The organism is Salinilacihabitans rarus (genome assembly GCF_024296665.1).
Classification (GTDB): Archaea; Halobacteriota; Halobacteria; order Halobacteriales; family Natrialbaceae; genus Salinilacihabitans; species Salinilacihabitans rarus.
On the sequence record NZ_CP100762.1, the window covers coordinates 2,762,708 to 2,787,425 of the forward strand.

22 protein-coding genes are annotated in these 24,718 nt (G+C 70.7%); 17 read left to right on the top strand and 5 right to left on the bottom strand.

Annotated features, from left to right (window positions below; all coding sequences use genetic code 11):
• The first annotated feature begins 215 nt into the window (after positions 1–215).
• The 8 genes from NKG98_RS14510 (at position 216) to NKG98_RS14545 (ending at position 11,421) form a co-directional block, all read left to right on the top strand.
• Positions 216–1,043 (top strand): FHA domain-containing protein, encoded by an 828-nt coding sequence (locus NKG98_RS14510; protein ID WP_254766640.1) that lies wholly within the window; start codon positions 216–218, stop codon positions 1,041–1,043.
• Positions 1,044–1,183: 140 nt separating this feature from the next.
• Complete coding sequence (locus tag NKG98_RS14515) at positions 1,184–2,386, top strand: vWA domain-containing protein (RefSeq protein WP_254766642.1); 1,203 nt, start codon at positions 1,184–1,186, stop codon at positions 2,384–2,386.
• 93 nt (positions 2,387–2,479) lie between these two features.
• Positions 2,480–3,727, top strand: coding sequence for a protein kinase domain-containing protein (locus tag NKG98_RS14520; RefSeq protein ID WP_254766643.1), 1,248 nt, complete (start codon positions 2,480–2,482; stop codon positions 3,725–3,727).
• An 11-nt stretch (positions 3,728–3,738) separates the two neighbouring features.
• Entirely contained in the window at positions 3,739–5,286 is a 1,548-nt protein-coding gene (locus NKG98_RS14525) for a protein phosphatase 2C domain-containing protein (RefSeq protein ID WP_254766644.1), read from the top strand.
• A gap of 18 nt (positions 5,287–5,304) precedes the next feature.
• Positions 5,305–6,531, top strand: a complete 1,227-nt coding sequence (locus tag NKG98_RS14530; RefSeq protein WP_254766645.1) for a serine/threonine protein kinase — start codon at positions 5,305–5,307, stop codon at positions 6,529–6,531.
• Positions 6,532–6,597: 66 nt separating this feature from the next.
• Positions 6,598–8,373: a bacterio-opsin activator domain-containing protein gene (locus tag NKG98_RS14535; RefSeq protein WP_254766646.1), complete on the top strand. Its 1,776-nt coding sequence runs from the start codon at positions 6,598–6,600 to the stop codon at positions 8,371–8,373.
• Positions 8,374–8,502: 129 nt separating this feature from the next.
• Positions 8,503–10,929, top strand: a complete 2,427-nt coding sequence (locus tag NKG98_RS14540) for a cation:proton antiporter domain-containing protein (protein ID WP_254766647.1) — start codon at positions 8,503–8,505, stop codon at positions 10,927–10,929.
• A 57-nt stretch (positions 10,930–10,986) separates the two neighbouring features.
• Complete coding sequence (locus NKG98_RS14545) at positions 10,987–11,421, top strand: hypothetical protein (RefSeq protein WP_254766648.1); 435 nt, start codon at positions 10,987–10,989, stop codon at positions 11,419–11,421.
• An 8-nt stretch (positions 11,422–11,429) separates the two neighbouring features.
• On the opposite strand, the gene NKG98_RS14550 is transcribed toward NKG98_RS14545, so the two are convergent.
• On the bottom strand, positions 11,430–12,134 hold the full coding sequence (locus NKG98_RS14550; protein WP_254766649.1) for a methyltransferase: 705 nt from the start codon (positions 12,132–12,134) through the stop codon (positions 11,430–11,432).
• Between the two features lie 116 nt (positions 12,135–12,250).
• On the opposite strand from NKG98_RS14550, the gene solA reads away from it, so the two are divergent.
• Entirely contained in the window at positions 12,251–13,378 is a 1,128-nt protein-coding gene (gene solA / locus NKG98_RS14555; protein ID WP_254766650.1) for an N-methyl-L-tryptophan oxidase, read from the top strand.
• A gap of 18 nt (positions 13,379–13,396) precedes the next feature.
• Here the strand turns inward: solA and NKG98_RS14560 are convergent, their stop codons facing one another.
• Positions 13,397–14,323, bottom strand: a complete 927-nt coding sequence (locus NKG98_RS14560) for an LLM class oxidoreductase (RefSeq protein ID WP_254766651.1) — start codon at positions 14,321–14,323, stop codon at positions 13,397–13,399.
• A 140-nt stretch (positions 14,324–14,463) separates the two neighbouring features.
• On the opposite strand from NKG98_RS14560, the gene NKG98_RS14565 reads away from it, so the two are divergent.
• The gene (locus NKG98_RS14565; protein ID WP_254766652.1) at positions 14,464–14,676 is read left to right on the top strand and encodes a hypothetical protein; all 213 of its coding nucleotides are present in this window, start codon (positions 14,464–14,466) and stop codon (positions 14,674–14,676) included.
• Positions 14,677–14,703: 27 nt separating this feature from the next.
• On the opposite strand, the gene NKG98_RS14570 is transcribed toward NKG98_RS14565, so the two are convergent.
• Both NKG98_RS14570 and NKG98_RS14575 read right to left on the bottom strand, forming a co-directional pair.
• The gene (locus tag NKG98_RS14570; RefSeq protein ID WP_254766654.1) at positions 14,704–16,677 is read right to left on the bottom strand and encodes an aconitate hydratase; all 1,974 of its coding nucleotides are present in this window, start codon (positions 16,675–16,677) and stop codon (positions 14,704–14,706) included.
• 152 nt (positions 16,678–16,829) lie between these two features.
• Positions 16,830–17,543, bottom strand: a complete 714-nt coding sequence (locus NKG98_RS14575; RefSeq protein WP_254766655.1) for a hypothetical protein — start codon at positions 17,541–17,543, stop codon at positions 16,830–16,832.
• Between the two features lie 108 nt (positions 17,544–17,651).
• Between NKG98_RS14575 and NKG98_RS14580 the strand changes: the two genes are divergently transcribed.
• Positions 17,652–18,131 (top strand): deoxyuridine 5'-triphosphate nucleotidohydrolase, encoded by a 480-nt coding sequence (locus NKG98_RS14580; protein WP_254766657.1) that lies wholly within the window; start codon positions 17,652–17,654, stop codon positions 18,129–18,131.
• A gap of 27 nt (positions 18,132–18,158) precedes the next feature.
• Here the strand turns inward: NKG98_RS14580 and NKG98_RS14585 are convergent, their stop codons facing one another.
• A complete protein-coding gene (locus NKG98_RS14585) occupies positions 18,159–19,016 on the bottom strand; it encodes a polysaccharide deacetylase family protein (protein WP_254766659.1) in 858 nt (285 codons plus the stop codon).
• A 285-nt stretch (positions 19,017–19,301) separates the two neighbouring features.
• On the opposite strand from NKG98_RS14585, the gene NKG98_RS14590 reads away from it, so the two are divergent.
• The 6 genes from NKG98_RS14590 (at position 19,302) to gnd (ending at position 24,687) form a co-directional block, all read left to right on the top strand.
• Entirely contained in the window at positions 19,302–20,570 is a 1,269-nt protein-coding gene (locus NKG98_RS14590) for a polysaccharide deacetylase family protein (RefSeq protein ID WP_254766660.1), read from the top strand.
• A 109-nt stretch (positions 20,571–20,679) separates the two neighbouring features.
• On the top strand, positions 20,680–21,978 hold the full coding sequence (locus NKG98_RS14595) for a polysaccharide deacetylase family protein (protein WP_254766662.1): 1,299 nt from the start codon (positions 20,680–20,682) through the stop codon (positions 21,976–21,978).
• A 108-nt stretch (positions 21,979–22,086) separates the two neighbouring features.
• Positions 22,087–22,641, top strand: a complete 555-nt coding sequence (locus tag NKG98_RS14600; RefSeq protein ID WP_425504349.1) for a metal-dependent hydrolase — start codon at positions 22,087–22,089, stop codon at positions 22,639–22,641.
• Positions 22,642–22,720: 79 nt separating this feature from the next.
• Positions 22,721–23,197 carry a copper resistance protein CopD gene (locus NKG98_RS14605; protein ID WP_254766663.1) on the top strand — a complete coding sequence of 159 codons (477 nt, stop codon included), beginning with the start codon at positions 22,721–22,723 and terminating at the stop codon, positions 23,195–23,197.
• An 85-nt stretch (positions 23,198–23,282) separates the two neighbouring features.
• Positions 23,283–23,717 (top strand): hypothetical protein, encoded by a 435-nt coding sequence (locus tag NKG98_RS14610; protein ID WP_254766665.1) that lies wholly within the window; start codon positions 23,283–23,285, stop codon positions 23,715–23,717.
• A 73-nt stretch (positions 23,718–23,790) separates the two neighbouring features.
• Positions 23,791–24,687 carry a phosphogluconate dehydrogenase (NAD(+)-dependent, decarboxylating) gene (gnd, locus tag NKG98_RS14615; RefSeq protein ID WP_254766666.1) on the top strand — a complete coding sequence of 299 codons (897 nt, stop codon included), beginning with the start codon at positions 23,791–23,793 and terminating at the stop codon, positions 24,685–24,687.
• Positions 24,688–24,718: the final 31 nt, after the last annotated feature.

The window sequence follows — 24,718 nt, forward strand, 5'->3', positions numbered from 1 at the left end:
CTTCCGTTTTGCACGTAAATAATTAGCGATGGACTGTCCGGCGCTCCCCGAGCGGACGGCGGCGGCCCCGCGCAACCGCGGATCGCCGGCCCTGTGGGTCGAGGCGGTCGTAACAACCGGTTCGACCGTTCGGCGGGCGAGGTATTTTGGCCCGCCGGAGTGACTTTTTCTACCGTACCTTTTTCTATTATGGATGAGAATAGGCGATGAATAGTATGCCAGCGCAAGAGCAGACCGAACTCACCTGCGTCTCGTGTGACACGACGTTCGACCCCGCGCCGAACGGGGGGTTCTGTCCGAACTGCGACACGCCGCACCCGGACTACGAAATGGACTCCGTAGACGAGTCGGACGACGAGACAGCGGCCGAGGACGAGGAGGCCGACGCGGACGCTGACGGGGGGGACGACGCCGACGCGGAATCGACGGACGCCGAGGAAGAGGCGGAACCCGAAGCGGCCGCGGACGACGCCGACGCCGACGAGATCAAGTGCGACTCTTGTGGCGCGACGGCCGACGCCGACGCGTCGTTCTGCCCGGACTGCGGGTCGGAACTCGGCGCGGAAGACGCCGACGGGTCCGACGACGAGTCCGAGTCCGAGTCCGTGTCCGAGTCCGAGGAGGCGGCGACGCTCGACGAGTGTCCCGACTGTGGCACCGAAGTCGACGGCGAGGTATACTGTCCCTCCTGTGGGACGCACCTCGAACCGTACCGCTCCGGCGAGGCCGACGTCGACGCCCGGGAGGTGACGCTCGTGATCGACGGCGAATCCTACACCTTCGGCGACGGGGACACCTTCGGCCGGCAGGACGCCGACTGGCTCAACGACCTCGTCGAGGCCGCCGGCGGCCGCGAGGCGGTGACGTACGTCTCCGGCGACCACCTCGAGTTCTCCGTCGAGGACGACGGCGTCTACGTCACCGACGTCAGCACGAACGGGACGGCCCTCAACGGGGAGGACATGGACGGCGCCACGGAGAAACTCGCGGACGGCGACACGCTCGAACTCGCGGGCCGCGCCGAGATCGACGTCCAACTCTGAGCCGTCCGCGACGACCGGCGCCCGGCCCGCGGCCGCGGGCAGCGTCGGATAACGTTTCTGTCAGTTCGACCCGAGATGTATACTCCGGCGTCCCCGAAAAAGTTATCAGACGTTCCTGAGACATCTAAGTAGTTACCGCCATGACGACCGAAATCTCAGCGTCGGTCAACCGACCGTACCTGCCGGAGCGAGGCGGCGGCATCTCGTGCGAAATCGACATTGCGCCCGGCTCGCAGGAGGAGCCGACGCAGCGTCACATCTCGATCTGCGTCGACAGCAGCGGGTCGATGGCCTACCGGAAGATGGACCAGGTTCGCGACGCGACGAACCTCGTCTTCGGCCTCCTGAACGACGACGACTACCTGAGCATCGTCACCTTCGACACCGAAGTCGACGTGATCATGGAGGCGACGCGGTGGGGCGACATCGACCGCGAGGAGGCCGAGTCCTACCTCGAGGACATCGAGACCCGCGGCGGCACCGACATCTACGCCGGCCTCGAGACGGCGAAGAAGACGCTGGTCGAACTGCCCGAGGGCGATCGGATCTCCAAGCGGATCCTCCTGCTCTCGGACGGGCGTGACCTCAGGCGCCACGCGCCGGAGTTCGAACCGCTGGCGAAGGCGATCGCCGACGGCGGCATCTCCGTGTACTCCGCCGGTATCGGCACCAACTACGACCAGGACATCATCCGGACGCTGGGCGACCACTCCCAGGGCCGGTGGGCACACGTCTCGAAGCCGACGGACATCCGGTCGTTCTTCGGCGACGTCGTCCAGGAGGCGTCGATGGTCGTCGCGAACAACCCGCGACTCGTCATCGACCCGATCGAGGGCTGTGAGATCGCGGAGGCGTTCCGCCGACTCCCGCAGGTCCAGCAGGCCGACCTCGAGTACGAGGACGACGCGGTCGTCGTCCGCCTGCCCGACCTCCAGGACCGCGAGGAACAGCAGGTCTTCCTGAAGATGGACGCCCCCGGCGGCACCCTCGGCGAGACGTCCGAGATCGCGACCGTCGAACTCGAAGGCGTCGAGGACGACCCGTCGACGTCGGTCGAGGTCACGTACACCGACGATCAGGAGGAACTCGCCCAGCAGGACCCCGACGTCTTCCTCTCGCACCGCGACACCAAGATCCGCACCCACATCGCGCAGGCCGACTCCTCCGACGAACTCGACGACGTGAAGGCTCTCATCGACGAGACCGAGGTCATCGCCGGCGAGACGCAGGTCACCGACTCGCTGCGCCACGACGTGACCCGGATCGAGGAGGGCGACGAGGAGGAGGTCCGCAGGGTCCAGGAGGACACGACGGTCGTCTACGACGAGAGTCAGTTCGACTGACCGCGTCGTAGCCGACTCGACCCGACGGATCGAGGTAGCGCCGAACGAACGAGCCGACCGGCGAACCGGTCGACCGAGACGTACCTATACACCATGTCAGAGCCGAACGCCGGAACCGAACTCGCCGACCGCTACGAGTTGCTCGAACAGCTCGGCCGCGGCGGGTTCGGCGTCGTGTGGGCCGCGAGGGACGCCCAGAGCGGGAAGCGGGTCGCGCTGAAACACCCCAACTACGACGGGAGCGCCCCCGACGACCTCGTGGACAAGTACTTCGAGCGGGAGACCGACGTGCTGGAGGACATCCGCGACGCGGGCGGCCACCCGAACATCATGGGGTACCACGGCCGCGAGAGCGGCTTCGGGATGCCCTTCCTCGTCGTCGAGTTGATCGAGGGCGAGGAACTGGGGCAGGTCGTCAGGAACGAGGACCCGATCACCGACCCCGACGAGGTCCGCGAGATCGGGATCGGCGTCTGCGACGCCATCTCGTTCCTCCACGACCACGACATCATCTACCGCGACCTCAAGCCCGACAACATCATGATCGACGGCGTGCGCGAGCCGAAGATCATCGACTTCACGACCGCGAAGGGGTTCGTCCCCGAGAAAGGCGGCGCGGAGTTTACCACCAGTTCCTCGGCGGGCTCCTCCGAGGGCGACTCGACGGTCCCCGGGGAGTTCAAGCCGCCGGAGCTGAACCGCGGCTCCGAGCAGCGACAGGGGCCGTGGAGCGACGTCTACTCGATCGGGAAGATCCTCTGTTTCCTGCAGGTGGGCTGGGTGCCGGACGACGACGGCGTCTCGCCGAAGGACTTCGGCGTCGACGGCGCGGCGTACCTGAACGAGATCGTCCGGACGGCGACCCAGCACGACCGCGCGGACCGCTACCCGAACGCGTCGGCGCTGCGGCGCGCGCTGGCGAACCGCGACTCGACGATGCCCGCGCAGGCGACCGTCGAGTGGCTCGGGCGCGACGAGCGCTGGACGATCAGCCCCGGCGACACCATCGGGCGGCGGACCCCCGACGGCCCGCGGCCGTCGATCCTGCTGGAGGACGACCGCTACCGGGCGCTGTCGGCGGTCCACTGCCGGTTCGAGGTCGACGACGACGGCGAGTGGCGGGTGATCGACACGAGCCTCAACGGGACGTACATCAGCAAGCACGACGAACGGAGCTGGTCGCTCCTGCTCTCGGAGGCGGGCCAGCAGCGACAGCGGGACGCCGGCGAGTCCATCCCGGACGACCTCGAGACTGCCACCCGCCTCGAGGACGGCGACACCATCGCGCTGGTCAGTCCGAGCTATCCGGAGCGTTTTTACTTCCAGTTCAGCCCACAGTGAGACAAGAGACCATGGAGCACGCGAGCACAGTCGACATCGGCGCACGAAAGCGACGGATCGGCGGCGTCAACGAGGATAGTATCGCGACGGCCGTCCTGCAGAACCACCACCGGCGGACGAACCGTCCGGTCGGCGTCTTCGTCCTCGGCGACGGCGTCGGCGGCGAGGCCAGCGGCGACGTCGCCTCGTTTCTGGCGACGACGGTCGTCCGAAAGCGGCTGACCGAGACGATCCTCGGCGCCGGGACGGACGTCCCCGACCGGTTCGGCGTCGACGCCCTCGACGAGCCGCCGACGGCGGACGACGACCCGGCAGACCCGTTCTCGGAGGAGCGGATCCGCACCGCCATCCAGGAGGCCGCCGACACCGCCCACCGCCGCGTTCAGGCGTTCGCCCGGGACGCCGGCGGCCGCCCGGCGACGACGCTCGTCGTCTGCGTCTACGTCGACGGGCGCCTCCACTACGGCTGGGTCGGCGACAGCCGCGTGTACGTCATCAACACGGCCCACGAGGAGATCCAGCAGTTGACGCGCGACCACGCCGTCACGAACGAACTGCTCGACCGCGGCGAGATCGACGACGAGGTGTACGCGCGGGTCCACGAGGACGCGACGGCCATCACGAACGCCATCGGGGGCTCGCCCCACGGCCGGCCGAGCGTCGACGTCGAGTTCGGCACCGCCGACGTCTACGACGACGACGTGATCATGCTCACGAGCGACGGGCTGATCGACGCCTTCCCGAACGTCGAACCGCTGCGCGAGGAGTACCAGCGCGCCGACGACACCGACGCCGCCCGCGAGAGCATCCTCGACTCGCTGGTGACCGACGACGAACTCATGGAGATCGTCCTCGAGGAACCCGACCTCCACGCGGCCGTCGAGCGACTCATCTCGTTCGCCAACGACCGCGGCGGCAAGGACAACCTCTCGGTCGCGCTCGTGCAGGACCCGGACGCCGAGTCCTCGCCGACCTCGCTGCCGATCCGGGGCGAGGCGGTCGCCCCCGACGAACTGATCGAACAGGAGACGCTGATCGAGTCGCCGCGAAACGGCGAAGGCGACGGCTCAGACGCCGACGACGGCTCCCGGTCGATGGCCGAGGTCGTCACCCCCGCCGGCGAGATTCCGACGGCGGCGATCCGGATCGCGAACACCGAGACGATCTACGAGATCGTCGAGGGCGTCACCGTCGGCCGGGACGCCGGCGACGGCGCCGACGAGGGCGGCCCGAACATCGGTCTCGTCGTCGACGACGACTCCGTCGAGCGCAACCACGCCCGCCTCGAACGCGACGACGAGGGTCACTGGCTCCTCCGCGACATCAGCGACACGGGAACGTACGTCGCCGGCGACGAGGAGTGGCTCGCGCTTCGCTCCGACGACCCGGACGCCGAGGAGACGTGCCGACTGCGCGACGGGGCGGCGTTCGCGCTCGAAGACCCCCGGAAGACGGACCCGGTCACGTTCCGCTTTTTCACCTCCGTCGAGCGTGCCCGGCTCCCGACCGGAGCGGAGGACGAGGCGAATGACAGCTTCCTCGGCCGCTTCCGGTCGTAGCGGCCGCGGGGGACGACCGTGAGCCGCGGGGCCGAGGCGGGCGACGTCGTCGACGGCCGGTTCGAACTCCGCGAGCGGGTCGGCGGCGGCGGCCTCGCGACCGTCTGGCGGGCGGCCGACCGCGACGCCGGCGTCGACGTCGCGCTCAAACTCGAAGCCGAGGGCTCGCACGACCGCGCCCACGTCCGCAGGTACTTCCGGCAGGAGCTGCGCTGGTTTCGCCACCTCGCGGGCGGGCCGATCCCGGGGTCGCTCGTCCGGTTCGTCGACGGGGCGGTCCGCGAGGACGCGGCCTACGTCGCCACCGAGTTGATCGACGGTGGTTCGCTCGCCGACGCGGTCGGCGACGATCTGGAGCCGGGTCCCGGGGCGTTCCGCGCGGTCGCCGGCCCCGTCTGCCGGGCCGTCGCCTTCCTCCACGACTGCGGGGTCCTCCACCTCGACCTGAAGCCGGGCAACGTCCTGCGCCGCGAGCGGGGCCCCCCGGCGGTGATCGACCTGAACTCCGCGGCGCCGCGCGACGGGGGACCGGGGTCGGGCAGAGGGACCGTCTTCCACCACGACCCGTACAAGGCGCCCGAGGTGACCCCGACCGACGCGCGGGAGGAGCCCACGGGGCCGCCGACCGACGTCTACGCCCTCGGAAAGCTGTTCGACTTCCTGTTGACGGGCGAGACGGTCGCGTTCGAGGCGTCGTCGCGCGCGGCGTGGCACGCGGTCGACCCGCGGTCGCGGGGGGCCCCGGTCGACGACGGTCTGGCGGCCGTCGTCCGGCAGGCGACCGCGCCCGCCCCCCACGAGCGGTTCGCCGACGCCGGCGCCCTCCTCGCGGCGCTGCGTCGGCACCTCGACGTCCCGGACCGTTCGGCCCGGCTGGCCGACCCGGAGACCGGACGGGCCGTCCGCGTCCACCCCGGCGACGCCCTCGGCCGCTGGACGCCCGACCGGCGGGTCCCGGCGGTCGTCCTGCCCGACGAGGAGCGGTTCCTCTCGCCGGCCCACGCGGTCGTCGACCACGCGGACGGCGGCTGGCTGCTCCGGGACCGGAGCGTCAACGGCACGTTCGTCGGACGGGACGGCGAGTGGCGCTACGTCCTCTCGGCGGACGGACTCGACCGCCGGCGGGCGGCGGGGGACCCGCTGCCCCGGTCCGACCCCGAGCCGTCGACCCGCCTCGCCGACGGCGACCGGATCGCGCCCGTGAGCCCGGAGTACGCCCGCCCCCTGACGTTTCGGGTCGAGTGAGCCGAGCCGTGTCAACGCGTCGCCGTCGACGGAGCGTTCATGCTTCTCGGCCGTCTGAACGTGGTAATGGACGGCTCCGACCGTGACGCGCTCGCCGAAACGCTCGCCGCCTTCGACCGAGCCGCGCCGCCGGGGACGCCGCTGACGACGAGCGAAGTCGCCGAGGTGCTGTCGGTCCCGCGGCGCACCGCCTACGACCGCCTCGACTGCCTCGTCGAGCGTGGCCCCCTCCGGACGAAGAAGGTCGGCGCCCGCGGCCGCGTCTGGTGGCGGCCGCCGGCGGCCGCGGCCGACGACGGCCCCGAAGACGAACTCGAACGGGTGTTCGACCGGATCGACGACGCCTTCTACGCGCTCGACGCGTCGTGGCGGTTCACCTACGTCAACGAGCGCGCCGAGGCGCTGCTGGGGCGGCCGGCCGAGGAGTTGCTCGGCGAGCGCATCTGGGACGTGTTCCCCGGCTCCGCCGGCGCCGAACTCGAACGCCGCTTCCGCGAGGCGATGACGACCCAGCGGCCGGTCTCGTTCGAGCGGGCCTCGACGCAACTGGGCATCTGGGTCGAGGTGCGCGCGTACCCCTCCGAGAGCGGGCTGTCCGTGTACTTCCGGGACGTCACCGATCGAAAGGAACGGGAGCGAGAGCTACAGCGCGGGCGCGAGCAGCTAGCGGCGCTCAACGGGATCAACGAGGTCGTCCTCGAAATCGCCGACGCCATCGTCGAACAGCCCACGCGCGAGGGGATCGAGGCGACCGTCTGCGAGCGACTGGCCGCCGCGGAGCCGTACCTGTTCGCCTGGATCGGCGACGTCGACGTGGAGGCACAGGCGGTGACCGTGCGGACCGCCGCCGGCGTCGCCGCCCCGGTCGACGACCCGTCGATCCCGGCCGACCCGGTCGCCGAGCGCGGTGACGGCCCCGTCGCGCAGGCGATCGCGCGCCGCGAGATCCGGACGACCGGCGACGTCCGGGCCGACCCGGACCCGACGTCTACCTCGTCGGCCGCCGTCCCGATCGTCCACGAGGGGACGACCTACGGCGTGCTCACCGTCGCGACCGATCGCCCGCACGCGTTCTCCGAGCCGGAGCGGGGAACGCTCGACCGGCTCGGCGAGATCGTCGGCCACGCCCTCGCCGCCGTCGAGCGCAAGCGCGCGCTGACCACCGACGACGTGATCGAACTCGAGTTTCGCCTCCGGGACGTCTTCGAGTCGAGCGACGACCTCCCGGCCGACGCGCGGATCACGTTCGACCGGACGGTCCCCCTCGGCGGCGGCGAGTTCGTCGAGTACGGGACGGCGACCGACGGCGGGATCCAGGCGCTCTCGGCGCTCGTCGAACGCGTCCCCCACTGGACGGAGATGTCGGTCCTCGACGAGTCGTTCGACGAGTGCCGGTTCGAAATCCGGCTGTCGGAGCCGCCGCTTCTCGCGGCGGTGGCCGCGAACGGCGGCGCCGTCGAACGCGCCGTGATCGAGGACGGCGAGTTCCACATGACGGTCCACCTCCCGCAGGGGGCGGACGTCCGGCGCCTGATCGAGACGGTGCGGGACACCCATCCCGGCTTCGAGGCCGTCGCGCGCCGGCAGGTCAGCCGGCCGTCGGCGCCCGCGACGCGGGTCAAGCGCACGTGGCTCGACGAGTTGACGCCCCGCCAGCGGACCGCCCTCCAGACGGCGTACTTCGCCGGCTTCTTCGAGTGGCCCCGCGACAGCTCCGGCGAGGCGGTCGCCGAGTCGCTCGACATCTCGCCGGCCACGTTCTTCCAGCACGTCAGACTCGCCGAACGGAAGCTCCTCGACGCGCTGTTCGCGGAGCTCCCGGTGGCCGAGCAGGAAGCGTGACGCGAGCGCGTCGCTGCGGCGCGGGCCGGCGGCGACGCCCCACGGCTGGCGCCAGTCGAAGCCTTTTGGTCGCGTACGGCATACGGCGCCCGTGAGATCCGTGCGCCGCGACGAACGGGGTAGGACGCGATGAACGCGGTTCGCTCGACGCTCCTCGACGGGGCGACCCTGCTCCAGACCGACGAGGTCCTCGAACCCCTCGAGAACGAGCAACTGCTGTGGCTGTTCGTGATGCTCACGCTGTTGCTGGTGACCGCCCGCGTCCTCGGCGAACTGGCGACCCGGCTTAACCTGCCGTCGGTCGTGGGCGAACTGACGGCGGGGATCGTCCTCGGACCGTCGCTGATCGACGCGGTCGTCGTCGTCACCGACGCGGTCACGTGGCTGGAGGGCGAGGCGGTCGACCCGCAGACCCAGCTCTACCTCGTCGAGGTGGTCGCCTGGATCGGGCTGTTGATGCTGATCGTCCTCACGGGGCTGGAGACCGACCTCGACCTCATCGTCGCGAAGGCGACGGAGTCGACGCTGATCGCGCTCGCGAGCATCGTCGTCCCGTTCGCCGTCGGCTTCGCGTTCGCGTGGTACCTCCCCGAGCGGTTCATCGCCCCCGGCGGGACCCGACTCGAGTTCTCGCTGTTTCTGGCCGTCGCGATGAGCATCTCCGCGATTCCGGTGATCGCGAAGATCCTGATGGACATGGGCCAGATCAGACGCGACTTCGGCCAGATCACCCTCGCGGCGGGGATGATAAACGACACCGTCGGCTGGATCATGCTCGCGCTCGTCGCCGGCCTCGCCCGGACGGGCGCGGTCGAACTGTCGAGCACGCTCGAAACGCTGCTGTGGCTCGCGGTCTTCCTCGGCGTCGGCTTCACCGTCGGCCTGCGGGCGACGAAGTGGATCTTCGTCTGGGTCGACAACAACGTCGGCGGGCAGGTGGCGAAGATCACGACGCTGATGGTGCTCGCGCTCGGCGTCGGCTCGTTCACCCACGCGCTGCACCTCGAAGCGGTCCTCGGGGCGTTCGTCGTCGGCATCCTCGCCGGGCAGGTCAACCGCTTCGACTACCAGACCGAACACACCTTCGAGGTGCTCACCATGGGGGTCTTCGCCCCGGTCTTCTTCGCGACCGCCGGCCTCCGGGTCGACCTCGGGACGCTGGTCGACCCGCTCGTCTTCGCGGTCGGCGTCGGCACGCTCGCCATCGCCGTCGTCGGCAAGTTCGTCGGCACCTTCGTCGGCGCGAGGGCGGCCGGCCTCTCCGACTGGGAGGGGATCACGATGGGCGCCGGGCTGAACGCCCGCGGCGCGATGGAGATCATCGTCGCCACCATCGGCCTCGGTCTGGAGGTGCTGACGATCGAGATGTACAGCATCGTCGTGATGATCGCGATCGTCACCTCGCTGATGGCGCCGCCGCTGTTGCGGTGGTCGCTGCCGCGCGTCGAGATGAGCGAGGCGGAACGCGAGCGCCTCGAACGCGAGGCACAGCTCCGGGACAGCTTCGTCGCGAACATCACGCGCGTCCTGCTGCCGACCCGCGGCGGCGCCGACACCCAGTACGCCGCGCGCCTGCTCGGGCCGCTGACCCGGGGGACCGAGATCGAGGTGACGGCGATGTACGTCACCGACGCCGGGGCGGGCGCCCGCGGCGCGGCCGACGGGGGGTTCGTCGGCTCGCTCGCGAGGCTGTGGAACCGGTCCGTCGGGCGGTCCCGGACGACCGACGGCGAGGACGGGCGCGCCCTCGCCCGACCGGTCGAGGACGCCGCGGAGGCGGTAGACGGCGGCGGGTCGAGCGCGGCGAGCGACGTGCTCGACTCCCTGACCGGCGACGGCCCCGAGGAGAGCGAGCGCATCTTCGAGCTGATCTCCTCGCGGCTCGGCGGCGAGGAGCAGTCGCCGCGGACGCTCGTCCGCGCGGCCGATCCGGGCGTCGGCGGGGCGATCCTCGGGGAGGCCGAGAACGGCTACGACCTGCTCGTCCTCGGCGAGTCCAGCCGCGGTCGCGACCCCGAGGAGCCGCTGTTCAGCGAGACCGTCGACGAGGTCGTCCAGCAGGCGCCCTGTCCGACGATGGTCGTCAGCACCCCCTACTCCGGGGAGACGGCGCTCGAACGGGTCGGCGAGCGGATCCAGCGGATCCTCCTGCCGACGGTCGGCACGGAGTACAACCGCCACGCCGCCGAGGTGGCGTTCGCCATCGCCCGCCAGGAGAACGCCATCGTCGAGATCGTCCACGTCGTCAACGAGCCCCAGCTCAGCGACCGGTTCGTCGAGCAGCCCGACCTCTCGCAGGCGATCGCCATCGGCGAGGAGATCGTCGACCGCGAGGCCGGGATCGGCCGCCAGATGGGCGCCGAGGTGCTGACGACCGTCACGGTCGGCGACCGTCCCGAGGTCGACATCGTCGACCTCGCCGACCAGGACGCGGTCGACCTCGTCATCATGGGCAGCGACAAGCGCCCCGTGACCCGGCGGGCGTTCTTCGGCCACCGCGTCGAGCACGTCGTCCGCGAGGCGCCGTGTCCGGTCGCGATCATCAGCTCGATCTGAGCCGCGCTTGCCGCTCCCGCGGCAAGGACTAATGCGCTCGTCGTGGCCGTCACGGCCATGAGTTCCGACCCCGAACCCGGCTCCGACGTCGACCCCGAGGAACTCGACCTGACCGACGCCGAGGAGGCGGCGCTACACGACCTCCAGCTGGGCATCGAGCACGTCTACCGCGCCTACGGCGACCTGCTCGAGTTCCACCACCAGCTGGGCCACGCGATGGACCGGATGGCCGACGCCGAGGACGCCCTGCGCGAGGCCGACCACGAGGAGTGGGCCGACGCGCTGCGCGACGACCACCTCCCCGCGGGGGCGGTCAGCGACCAGTGGACGTTCGAACTCGTCGAGGAGTTCTCCGGCTCGTTCCTCGCGGACCTCGACGCCTTCGAGACGGAGGTCCGCGACGAACTGGCGGCGGGGCTCGACCACGTCACCGAGCGCAAGCAGAAGCGCCGGCTACGCGAGCGGGCGACGCGGGACGATCAGTCGGAGTGAACCGGCGGTCACGCCCCGTAGACGAGCTCGAAGTCCGGCCGTTCGGTCCCGACGTAGTGTGCCCACACGAAGGCGTGCTGGAACAGGGCACACACCAGCGCGACGTGCGACCCGAGCAGGAGCGCGAGGCTCCAGAGGCCCAGAAACGCGAACGCGTACATGGCGTTCGGCGTCCAGCGGAACGCGCCGTCCTCGACGAGCGGGAGCTTCCGGTACCGCTCGCGGAAGTGGTCGCCGCCGAGCGCCCGCTCGAAGCCGAAGTACCGGCGCACCGACCAGCCCGTGTAGGCCGCGGGTACGAGCAGCGCGAGGCCGAGGCCGAGTTCGGCCCACCGCGGCAGGGCGAGCGTCAGCGGGCTCGCCAGGCCCGCTCCGAGGACGACGACCGGACGGGCGAGAAGCAGCGGCGTGAAGAGGGCGGCGTGGACCGTCAGGTCGTGCCGGCCGAACAGCCGCGTGAACAGCCCCCACCCGAGCTGTCCGCGGAACGCGAGCCAGCCGTAACACTGGTGGAGGACACAGAGGCCGACGGTGGCCCGGAACCAGCCGGCGGCCGTGAGCCCGAGCCAGGAGCCGCCGGTGAACCCCGGGACCGCGAGCGCCCACGCGACGGTCGCGAGGACGACGGCGGCCGCCGCGTGGAGTAGCTGGCCCCGGAACAGGAACCGCGCGGACCGGGCCGCCGGAATCGTCGGCGCGTCGGGGTCTGCCATACCGACAGGCGGGGGCGCCCGGCACGTCAAGCTACCGTCGTCGGTCGCGGGCCGGCGGCGGCCGCCCCCGTCGCGGTCACGGGACGTATTTGACGGCCGCCGTGGTATCGCCGCCCATGGCGGACCGCTACGACGTCATCGTGATCGGCGTCGGCGGGATGGGCAGCGCCGCGGTCGCCCACCTCGCCGACCGCGGTGCGGACGTGCTCGGCCTCGAACGCTACGACGTCCCGCACGGCTACGGCTCCTCCCACGGCGTGACGCGGATCATCCGGCTCGCCTACTACGAGCACCCGTCGTACGTCCCCCTGTTGCGCCGGGCGTACGACCTGTGGGCGGACCTCGAATCGGCGTTCGACCGCCGACTGCTGTACCGGACGGGGTCGGTCGACGCCGGGCCGCCGGACGACCCGCTGGTCGCGGGCTCCCGGCGCTCGTGTGAGGAACACGGCATCGAGTACGAGTACCTCACGAGTTCCGCGTTGACCGACCGCTTCCCCGGCTATCGCCTGCCCGAGGAGTACGCCGCGGTCTACCAGCCCGACGGCGGCTTCCTCGTCCCCGAGCGGTGTATCGTCGCCCACGTCGAGCGCGCCCACGACCGCGGGGCGACGATCAGGGCCAGAGAGCGCGTCCGCGACTGGGAACCGACCGGCGACGGCGTCCGCGTCGAGACCGACCGGGGCGAGTACGCCGCCGACAGGCTGGTGGTCGCCGCGGGCGCGTGGACGCCGACACTCGTCGACGACCTCGACGGCCTCCTCGAACCCGAGCGGCAGGTGCTGGCGTGGCTCCAGCCCGAGGTCCCCGAGCGGTTCGCACCCGAGCGGTTCCCGGTCTGGAACGTGCAGGTCCCCGAGGGACGGTTCTACGGCTTCCCGGTCTACGGCGTGCCGGGGTTCAAGTTCGGCCGGTACCACCACCGCGAGGAGGCAGTCGACCCGGACGCGATGGACCGCGAGCCGACGCGGCGCGACGAGGCCGTCCTCCGGGCGTTCGCCGAGCGGTACTTTCCCGACGGCGCGGGGCCGACGATGCGCCTGCGGACCTGCCTGTTCACCAACTCGCCGGACGAACGCTTCGTCGTCGACACCCTGCCCGACCACCCCCGGGTGACCGTCGCGGCGGGCTTCTCGGGCCACGGCTTCAAGTTCGCCAGCGTGATCGGCGAGGTGCTCGCCGACCTCGCGCTCGACGGCGAGACCGACCACGATATCGGGATGTTCTCGCTGGATCGGTTCTGAGGAGCCGCGGCTCCGGCCCTACAGTTCCTCGATGACTTCCCCGGCGAAGCGTTCGAGCCCGCGCTCCGGGTCGGCTTCGTCGACGACGGAGACGATCACGTGGTCGACGCCCCGTCGTTCGAGGTCGGCGAAGTACTCCCGGAACCAGTCGGCCCCGGCGCGGTAGCCGAGGTGCAGCGGCTCCGGTTCGGCCGCGGGGTCGTCGGCGAACGCGACCCGGACCGCCATCGCGAACGGCTTCGCGCCGGCGGCCGCCCGCCAGTCGTCGAGGAACCCGTCGAGCGTCTCCGGCGGGAGGTGGTAGAACAGCCAGCCGTCGCCGTGGTCGCCGATCCACTCGACCGACTGGCGGGCGTGGCCGGTCGGGAGCAGGGGGACCGTCTCGGTCGTCGGCGTCGGCACCACGTCGAGGTCGCCGTCCAGCCGACCCCACTCGCCGTCGAGTTCCGGGTACTCGTCGCGCCAGACCGTCCGGAGGACGTCGACGGCCTCGCGGAAGCGCGCGCCGCGCTCGTCGCGGTCGACGCCGAAGGCGGGGAACTCGGGGTCGCGGTCGCCCGAGGCGACCCCGAGGACGAGCCGGCCGTCGGAGAGTCGGTCGACGGTCGCGGCGGACTTCGCGACGTGCAGGGGGTGTCGAAGCGTCAGCACGATGCTCGCGGTCCCGAGCGCAATCTCGTCGGTGTGGGCGGCGACGTGGGAGAGCCACGGCCAGGCGTCGAACGTCTGGCCTGCGTCGCCGAACTTCGGCCAGTAAGTCGGCACGTCGCGGGCCCAGAGGCCGGCGAAGCCGAGGTCTTCGACGCGTTCGGCCAGCCGCAACTCGTCGTCGATCGAGGGCGCCGACCGGTTTTCGCCGGTCAGCGGGAATCCCGCGCCGAACGTCAGCCCGTCGTCGCCGAACAGCCGTCGATAGCCCGCGTTCTCGTGTTCACCGGTCGCCATTCGGTCGGGCTATCCGCCGCTCGCCTATGACCGTGGCGGTGTTCGTTCGCGTCCGTCGCCGGCCCGGCGAGGCGGGCCACAGGCCGCAGTCGAACTGCGTATCCCAAGCTTCTTATTTGCTAGCTCACGTGTACGACGAGATGACCGGCGAAACCGTTCAACGGCTCGGAATCGCAGTGATTTTGACGGGCGGCTTCCTCGACGTACAGTCGACCGTCGAGACCGGATACGGGTCCGCGTACGCCCTGCTGGTCGTTCTCGGACTGGGTCTCGTGATGCTGGGGGCGGTCGTGTCACTGGCGACGTACACGCCGTCGCGCCGGGAGTCCGGTGGTACCGCTATCGAGGAGTAGGCGCGAAAACGCGGTTCGTGGAGCCGATCAGTCGTCGGCGGGCGTCGCGCCGGCGCCGCCCTCCTCGGCCTGCGCTTTCGTCCAGGCGAGTTTGCCGCCGGCGGCGAGGATGTCGCGCTCGCGCTCGGAGGCGTCGAGGGTGGCGGTGTACTCCTCGCCGTCGACGCGGACCGTGAACTCCTCCTGACCGGAGGTGACGGCGTCGTAGACGTCGTCGACGATCTCGATCTCGTCGCCCTGATCGATCTCCTCGTAGGTGTCCTCGTCGATCGTCAGCGGGACGATGCCGAAGTTGAAGAGGTTCGCGCGGTGGATCCGGGCGAAGCTCTGGGCGAGGACGGCCTCGATGCCGAGGTACATCGGACACATCGCGGCGTGTTCGCGCGAGGAGCCCTGACCGTAGTTCTCGCCGGCGACGAGGAAGCCGCCGTCGGCCGCGGCGGCGCGCTCGGCGAAGGTGTCGTCGACGCGGGAGAGGGTAAACTCCGAGAGCTTCTCGATGTTCGACCGGTACATCAGGATGTCCTGGGTCGCGGGGATGATGTGGTCGGTCGTGATGTTGTCCTCCATCTTCAGGAGGGCCTCACCCTCGATGTCGGCGTCGAGTTCGCCCCGTAGCGGCACGTCGCCGATGTTCGGCCCCTTGACGAGTTCGTCGTCGGGCGCCTCCTCGGGCGTGATGATGTCGGTCTTCGAGCCGGTGTACTCCTCGGGGAGTTCGAACGCGGGCGCCTCGAGGTCGCCGAGTTCGTCGGCGAGGTCCCGGGGGTCGACGAGTTCGCCTTCGATCGCCGCGGCGGCGGCGACCTCCGGCGAGCAGAGGTAGACGTTGTCGTCCTCGATGCCCGAGCGGCCCTCGAAGTTGCGGTTGAACGTCCGCACCGAGACCGAATCGGAGGCGGGAACGTGGCCGATGCCGATGCAGGCGCCACAGGTCGCCTCGGAGAAGTTGACGCCGGCGGCCATCATCTCCGCGACCCAGCCCTCGCGGGCGAGCATCTCGCTGGCCTGCTTGGAGCCGGGCGCGACGATCATCTCCGTCGTCGGGTTCACCTCGCGGCCTTCGAGCATCTTCGCGGCCGGGAGGATGTCCTCGTAGGCGCCGTTGGTACAGGAGCCGACGATGACCTGCTCGACCTCCGTGCCGGCGACCTCGCGGACGGGCACGACCTTGTCGGGCATCGACGGCTGGGCGATCAGCGGTTCGAGGTCCGAGAGGTCGACGACGATCTCGTCGTCGTACTCGGCGTCCTCGTCGGGCTGGAGTTCGACGTACTCCTCGCCGCGGCCGACCCGTTCGAGGTAGTCGCGGGTCTGCTCGTCGGTCGGGAAGATCGACGAGGTCGCGCCGAGTTCGGTGCCCATGTTGGTGATCGTCATCCGCTCGGGGGCGGTGAGCGTCTCGACGCCGGGGCCGGTGTACTCGAGGATCTTGCCGACCCCGCCCTTGACGGTCAGCCGCCGGAGCAGTTCGAGGATGACGTCTTTCGCCGTGGCCCACTCGGGGAGTTCCCCTTCGAGTCGTACGTTGACGATCTCGGGCATCTCGATGTAGTAGGGCGCGCCGCCCATCGCGACGGTGACGTCGATCCCGCCCGCGCCGATGGCGAGCTGGCCCAGCCCGCCGGGGGTCGGCGTGTGCGAGTCGCTCCCGAGGAGGGTCTTGCCGGGCGCGGCGAAGTTCTCCCGGTGGACGTTGTGACAGATGCCGTTACCGGGACGAGAGAAGTAAGCGCCGTATTTACCGGCGGCAGAGCGGAGGAAACGGTGGTCGTCGGTGTTCTTAAAGTCGAACTGATAGGTCTGGTGGTCGCAGTACTGGGCGGCGATTTCGGTCTGGACCTCGTCCAGTCCCATCGCCTCGAACTGGAGCCAGACCATCGTCCCCGTCGTGTCCTGTGTGAGAACTTGATCGATCTCGATCCCGATCTCCTCGCCGGGTTCGAGATCGCCCTCGACGAGGTGGTCGTCGAGAACCTTCTCGGTGACGGTGTCTCCCATAGCGTCAGAACGTCGGCCTCCCGGCCTGATAAATCCAGCGTGTTTCTGTGCCGGACGATCGTGTAACTCCGCCGATTCGGCCGCCGACGGCGCAACGTTTGCGCCGCGAGTGACCGAACGTCCACCGGCGAACCCCGCTCCCCGGCGGCCGGTTAGCGCGTTCCGGCGCCGAGGTGAGCGGTCCACTCGAAGTCGCGTTCGTCGCCGTCGTCGCGACTCACCGAGAGGCTCCCGGTTACGACCTGAACCCCGTCGTGCTCGCCCCGCCACCGGACGGCGAACTCGTCGGTGTCTAGGCCCGTCTTCTCCGGGTGGGGGCTGACCGTCCCGTTGTCCGACCTGTCCCCGCCCGGATCGTAGACCTCGATCCGCCCGCCGGTGACGTCGACGTGCGACCAGAGTTTGCGGAGTTCGCCCGCCTCCCGCGGGCGGGCGCAGGACCAGAGCCAGTAGACGTATCTCTCGTCTTCGCTGGCGGACGACTGCTCGTTCTCGTAGATCGCGACGTAGTTGTCCGACTCGGCGAGCGTCGCGCCGGACGAGTCCGTCACGGAGAGCGACTGCTCGCCGTCCCAGACGAGGTTCCCGAGCGCGATTCCCGGTTGCAGTCGCCGGCCCAGAGCGGCGTCGGGGACGATTTCGTCGGCCGCCCACGGCCCGTATCGCTCCGCCACCCGGTCGACGTACCGGTCGCGCTCGTCGTCGGTCAGTCCGGTCGTGGAGGGACCGACCGTCGTCGACTCGTCCGCCGCGTGTACGGTCCAACTCGACAGGGGGGTAGTACATCCCGCGAGCGCCGCGGTTCCCACCCCTGCGGCCAGAGAGAGGAATCGTCGTCTGCCGCTCGCGTCGGAGGTGTCTTCCATCTGAATTGAAGTTCAGGTGAGTACGTATCAGTTTTCCGCTCACGTCGCCGGCCGCCCGCCGGGGGCGGACTCGAAATGCGTTTTACCGCCGGGATACCACCACGGAGCATGTACCGCTCCGGTTCGTTCGTCGCCGAGCACGTCTCGCCGACGACCGACGATCAGGTCCAGCCCAACGGGGTCGACCTCACGCTCGACATCGTCTTCGAACAGCGCGAACCCGGGCGCATCGGCCGCGACGGCACGGAGATCGGCGACCGGATCGCCCGCCCGCTCGAACAACTCGACCGGAAGACCCCGGACACCTACTACCTGCCCCGCGGGGCGTACGTGGCCCGCTACGGCGAGCGCATCCGGATCCCCGAGGGCCACGTCGGCTTCGTCTACCCGCGGTCGTCGCTGATGCGCAACTCCTGTATGCTCAACACCGCCGTCTGGGACGCCGGCTACGAGGGCCGCGGCGAGGGCCTGCTGCAGGTCCACCACGACGTCGAACTCGAACGCGGCGCCCGGATCGCCCAACTCGTCTTCGCCGAGGCCGACCACGACGACGTCTACGACGGCAGTTATCAGGGCGAGAACCTCTGAGAACGCGTCTTCTCGTGCCGGGATCGGTCACCGGTCGTGGGTCGTAAACTGTAACAGCTGTCGCGAAATCGCGATCGGCCGCATCGCCGCCCGGACGGCGTCGGTGCCGACCGCGGCCGCGCCGGTCTGTGCGCGGTGGACGGGCTCGACGGCTCCCTTCCCCGCCTGCGCGACCACGTCCCACGCGACGCGCTCGACGAACTCCGGCGACGAGCGCGACCACCGGCTCGGGTGCGCGAGGACGTACAGCCGGGGGCAGTCGCCCGATTCGAGCAGGTCGATCAGGTCGGCGGTGGTCTCGATCCGCCCGCCGGCCGGGTCGGCGGCGCCCCACCGCCGGCCGGTGTCGGAGAAGTACGACGGCAGCCGCGGGTCGGCGTCGTCGGTCTCGATCGAGTGGTAGGCCTCGCCGAGCAGGCCGTAGTGTTCCGGCGGACGCCGGTCGTCCCACATGTCGAGGTTGAGATGGGGCGACAGCGGGCTCCCGTGCGAACAGGCCGTCTTCACCTCCGCGTGCATCCGGAACGCCTCGAGGTTCCGGGCGAACCGCTCGTGGGCCGCGTCGACGTCCCCGCCCACGTGCGCGAGGTCCTCGTAGTGGTAGCCCACCTCGTGGCCCAGTCCCGCCACCTCCTCGACGAGGTCGGGTTCGAACGTCGAGGTCCGGAAGTAGTAGGTCGACCGCAGGTCGTGGCGCGCCTCCAGCCGGGCCATCGAGCGTGCGATGTCCACCTTCCGGTCGACGTCGTGGCGCAGGACGAGGTACCGCTCGGGCGGGTCGGCGGCTTCGAGGTAGTCCGCGACGGTGAGCACCTCGAACCCGTTCTCGACCGCGGCCTCGAGGAGGCGATCGTACGTCTCGAACGTAAAGTCACGGATGTTCATACAAGTCACGATGACAATCCGAATGATAACTATCGACCCGTTACTCCCGGACGGCGGCCCGGTAGGGGCCGTATATTCGCGGCGGTGACTCTCATCCGTGGGTGACCGTTACCGTCGTAACGCCCGGCGAACGGGCGACGACGGACGACCGACCGTTCGCCTCGCCCGCCGGCGGTCGCCCGCGAGACGCGGGCCGAGCGCACCGCGCGCGCCCCCGGTGTCGCGTCGCCGTCCCCGGGTCCAGCGGGCACATAACAATTTCCGCGCCCGGATAGGTCGCGGTCGATGAAACGACGCGCGTACCTCGCGGCGGCCGCTGTCGCCCTCGGCGGCTGTGCGAGCACCGACGGGGCCGAGCGATCCGACGACCCCGACGCCCCGGCCGACCCGACCACGTCCCGGCGACCGGCGACCGACCGCGCCCCGGAGGCGACGGCGAGCGAGGGGGGCGGCGACCCCGACGCGGACGACGGTTCCGAGCGGGAGGCGGCGACCGACGTCTTCCCGCCACTCCCGACGTGGACCGTCCGGTCGGGATCGCGGTCGGCCGCGGGCGACGGGGACGCGGTCGTCCTCGAGGCGGCCGCCGCGGACGCTCGCGTCGCGGTCGCCCACGAGTTCGCCGCGCCGGCGGACCTCTCGGGGGTGATCCCGGGGCTCGCGGTCCGGTCGGCCGCGATGGTCTCGCCGGAGATCAGGCTGACCGACGCCGACGGCGACCGGATCGCCTACCGCCGGACGGTCCCCGGCGGCCTCCCCGCGATGCGGTACAACTTCGGGGTCGCCCGGGTCGACGGCGACCCCGACCTCGAAGCGGTGGTCGCGGCCGAACTCCGCGCGTGGGCCGGGGAGGGACGCGCCGTCGAGTTCGAGTGTTCCGACCTCCACCTCGCGCCGCGTCCCAACACCGGCGCAGTGTTGCTCCAGTTCGACGACGGCTACGAGACCGACTACACCGAGGCGTTCCCGATCCTCGAGGAGTACGGCTACCCGGCGACGACGTTCGTCAACGCCGACCGCGTCCCCCGCGAGACCGCCGGCGGTTACCCCACGCTCGACCTCGACCAGCTCGAAGCGCTGCGGGACGCGGGCTGGCTGATCGGCAACCACACGACGAGCCACGCGCGGCTCTCGGACCTGGACGCGGCCGACCAGGAGGCCCAGATCGCCGACGGGGCGGAGTGGCTCCGCGAGAACGGCTTCGAGGAGGGGGCTCGATACTTCGCGTACCCGTTCGGCGACTACGACGCGACGACGATCGACCTCGTGGCCGACCACCACGAACTCGGCTTCGGGGGCGGCGGCGCGGTCGAGGGGTACCCGGCGAACCCGGCGCTGTGCTCGCGGGTCGGCGAACCGACCCTCGAGGAGGCGCGGACCCTCCTCGACCGGACGGCCGAGCACCGCGGCATCACCTCGCTGTTCTACCACCGCCTCGACGGCGAGGCCGTCGACGAGTTCGCGGCGACGATCGAGTACCTCCACGACCTGGAGGCGGCCGGCGACATCGAGGTCGTCCTGCCCGCCGACCTCGAACGGCGGTTCCTGCTCTGAGCGGCGGCGGATCGCCCGACGACGCCGCGACGGCCGTCGCGTTACGGCCGGGCTACCGGCCGGAACCCGGCGCATAACAATCACGACCGTCGGACAGTCATCGGAACGGATGAAACGACGCGCATACCTCGCGGCGGCCGCGGTCGCGCTCGGCGGCTGCGCGGGCACCGAGGGTTCCAACCCCGACGAGTCGAACGCTACCAACGAATCGGGCGACGAGCAGTCGACGGACGAGCGCGAGCGGACGGACGAGTCGGACGAGTCGGACGAGTCGGACGAGTCGGACGAGGAGGAGTCGGCGGAGGAAGAGGTCGAGTCCGGACCCGCCGACGAGGAGACGATCGACGACTTCGAGGACCTCTCGGCGTGGACCGTCGTGAAGGGGTCGCTCTCGGCGGACGAGATGCGGCCGTACGTCGGCAGCCAGTCGGCGATGCTGGAGGCCGACAGGTCGGACAGCCACGTCGTGATCTCCCGGGAGTTCGACGACCCGCTCGACTTCTCGGACTCGTTCCCGGGGCTCGCCCTCGGCGCGGGCGAGATGGTGACGGCGTTCGTCCAGTTGTTCGACGCCGACGGCGACCGGATGGACCTCCAGCGTACGTTCCCGGCCGACCTGCCGTTCATGCGGTACAACTTCGGGGTCGCCCGGGTCGACGGCGACCCCGACCTCGACGAGGTGGTCGAGGTGCGAGTCGGCTCGTGGGTCGGCGAGGAGGACGCCGTCCGCTTCTGGATCGACGACCTCCACCGCACGCCGCGCCCGGAGACGGGGAAGGTGCTGATCCAGTTCGACGACACCCACGCCACCGACTACACCGAGGGGCTCCCGATCCTCGAGGAGTACGGCTACCCGGCGACGTCGTTCGTCAACACCGACCGGATCGGCGCCGGCGAACTCGGCGGCTCCGAGCGCCTCGACCTCGACCAGCTCGAAGGGCTGCAGGACGCGGGCTGGCTGATCGGCAGCCACACGGCGAGTCACCCCTCGCTGGACGAACTCGACGCGGCCGACCAGGAGGCCGACATCCGCGGGGCGAAAGAGTGGCTCGTCGACCACGGCTTCGAGGAGGGCGCCGAGTACTTCGCGTACCCGTTCGGCGACTACGACGCGACGACGATCGACCTCGTGGCCGACCACCACGAACTCGGCTTCGGCGTCGGCGGCGCGGTCGGAGGGTACCCGGCGAACCCGGCGCTGTGCTCGCGGACCAGCGAACCGGACGCCGACGAGGCGCGGGACCTCCTCGACCGGACGGCCGAGTACCGCGGCATCACCTCGCTGTTCTACCACCGCCTGGAGGACGACACCCTCGACGCGTTCGAGGCCATGGTCGAGCACCTCCACGACCTGGAGTCGGCCGGCGACATCGAGGTCGTCCTCCCCTCCGACCTCGTCGACGCGTAGGCCCCGAGGCGGTCCCCCTTCGGCCCTCCTCGCCCGCGGCGATCGGCCGGCCTCGCCGGTTCGGGTACCGTTTTCACCTCCCCTCCCGAACGTGGCGACGAGACCCGCATGATGGCGACCACCCACGTCTTCGTCGGCCTCGCGGCCGTCGCGCCCGTCGCGTACGTCGCCCCCGAACTCGCCGCCCCGCTGGCCGTCGGCGCCGTCTGCGGCGGGATCGCGCCGGACCTCGACGTCGCCTTCGAACACCGGCGGACGCTGCACTTCCCCGTCTACGGCGTCGTCCCCGCGGCGCTCGCGGCGGCCGTCGCCGCCCTCACCCCCTCGACGCTCGCCGTCGGACTGGCCGCGTTCGCGGTCGTCGCGTGGCTCCACGCCGCGAGCGACGCTCTCGGCGGTGGCCCCGAGTTCGACCCGTGGGCGGCCCCCCGCGAGGAGGCGGTCTACGACCACGCCCGCGGCCGGTGGGTCCGCCCGCGGCGGTGGATCCGCTACGACGGGGCGCCCGAGGACGTCGGGGCGGTCGTCGTCTTCGCGATTCCGGCGGTCGTCGTCTTCGACGGCTGGGTCCACCTCGTCGTCGCCGCGGGCGTCGCGGTCTCGCTCGCGTACGCGCTCGTTCGCAGGCGACTCCCCGAGTGGGCGCCCGACTGGGTCGAGTAGCGCCGGGCGCGTGTAAGCGCTCCGTCAGTTGATCGAGCGAGTCGCAACGCTGATACGATGTCCCTCCGAGGGGCCCCACATGGTCGACGTCGTCGTCGCTCGAACGATACACCTTGTGTTCGCCGCGCTGTGGGCCGGGAGCGTCTTCTACGTCGCGTTCGTCGTGCTCCCGCTGGCCCGGGACGGGGCGTTCAACACGACGAAACCGCTCGAGACGCTCTCGGCGAAACTGACGAGCATCTCGCGGGTGAGCGCCGCCGCCGTCTTCCTGACCGGCGGCCACCTCGCGGGGACGGGGTACACGATCGACGGCGACGGCGGGAGCCTGCTGAACACCACGAACGGACGGCTGGTCCTCGCCATGCTGGCGCTCTGGCTCGTCCTCGCGGCGCTGGTCGAGATCGGCGCCAAGCGCTTCGAGACCGGCCTCAACGGGAAGAAACTGCGCGAACCCGCCCGGGACGCCCTCCCCGTCCTGCGGGCCGCGGCGGTCGTCGCCGTCGCCTTGCTCGTCGTCGCCGGCCTCATCTCGGGTGACGTGGCGCGGTTGCTGTGACCGTCCTTTCAGTTCGTCCGTCCAGTCATATCAGTAATGGATATTCTTGCGAAAGATACTTAGTCGATTGCTGTTACGTGGACGCATGATGATCAGGGGAACGGACGTCGCCCTGTCGCTGCTCGTCGTCGGGACGGCGGCCGCGGCGGGATACGTCCTGCAGGGGCGACGGCGCGACGCGGCCGCGCGCTCGAAGGCCGAGGTCGGCGCGCGCGTCGTCGACCGGTCGGAGGTGCCACCCGAGACGACCGTCGTCGACGTCTCCTCGCGTCGCCTCCGGGAGATCCCCGGCGCCCGCCGGGCGATCGATCGGGCGGTGCGCGCGGACGCCGACGAGGAGTGGGCACACGTCACCCTCGACCGGGAGGACGCGTGGTCCGTCGTCGACGCCCTCCGGCGGTCGCTGCCGTACCACGACGGCGACGGCGACGAGTACAACGGCGTCTACGTCCGCTACGGCGACCACGTGATCGTCCTCGACGCCATCGGCTGGGCGCGCGTCGAGGGACCCCCGCGCTGACGGTCCGACCGGTCGCCGCTTCTCCCCCGCGAAAATCACAACGCATACCTCCGGGGCTCGCCCACCCCTCACCATGCAACTGGGCGTTATCGGACTCGGGCGCATGGGGCGGATCGTCGCCCGGCGCCTCCTCGAGGCCGACCACGACGTCGTCGCGTTCGACCTCGACGAGGAGGCCGTCGCGGCCGCCGCCGAGGCGGGCGCCGACCCCGCCGACTCGATCGCCGACCTCTGTGACCGACTCGGCGAGGCGAAACGCATCTGGCTGATGGTCCCCGCCGGCGCGCCGGTGGACGCGACCCTCGAAGAACTCGACCCGCACCTCTCGGCCGACGACGTCGTCGTCGACGGCGGCAACTCCCACTTCGAGGACTCGGTCCGGCGCGCGGAGTCGACGCCGGCGGCGTACCTCGACTGTGGCACCTCCGGCGGCCCCGCCGGCGCGGAACTCGGCTTCTCGCTGATGGTCGGCGGCCCCGAGGACGCCTACGAGGAACTGCGCTCCGCATTCGACGCCGTCGCGACCGGTCCCGACGGCCACGCGCACATGGGCCCCGCGGGGGCGGGCCACTACGTGAAGATGGTCCACAACGGCGTCGAGTACGCGCTGATGCAGGCCTACGGCGAGGGGTTCGAACTGCTCTACGAGGGCCGGTACGACCTCGACCTCGAATCGGTCGCGTCGGTCTGGAACAACGGCGCCGTCATCCGGTCGTGGCTGCTCGAACTCTGCGAGGAGGCGTTCCGCGAGGAGGGGTCGGCCCTCGGCGACGTCGCCGACCGGGTCGAGGGCGGTTCGACGGGCACGTGGACCGTTCAGGAGGGCCTCGAACAGGAGGTGCCCGTCCCGCTGATCTACACCGCGCTCGCGGAACGGTTCGGCTCGCGCGCCGACGAGCGCTTCTCGCGTCGACTCGCGAACCGCCTGCGGTACGGCTTCGGCCGCCACGAGGTCCCCCGGCGGGAGTGACGGGGTTCGTCCCCGCCCCGCGTCCCCCGCG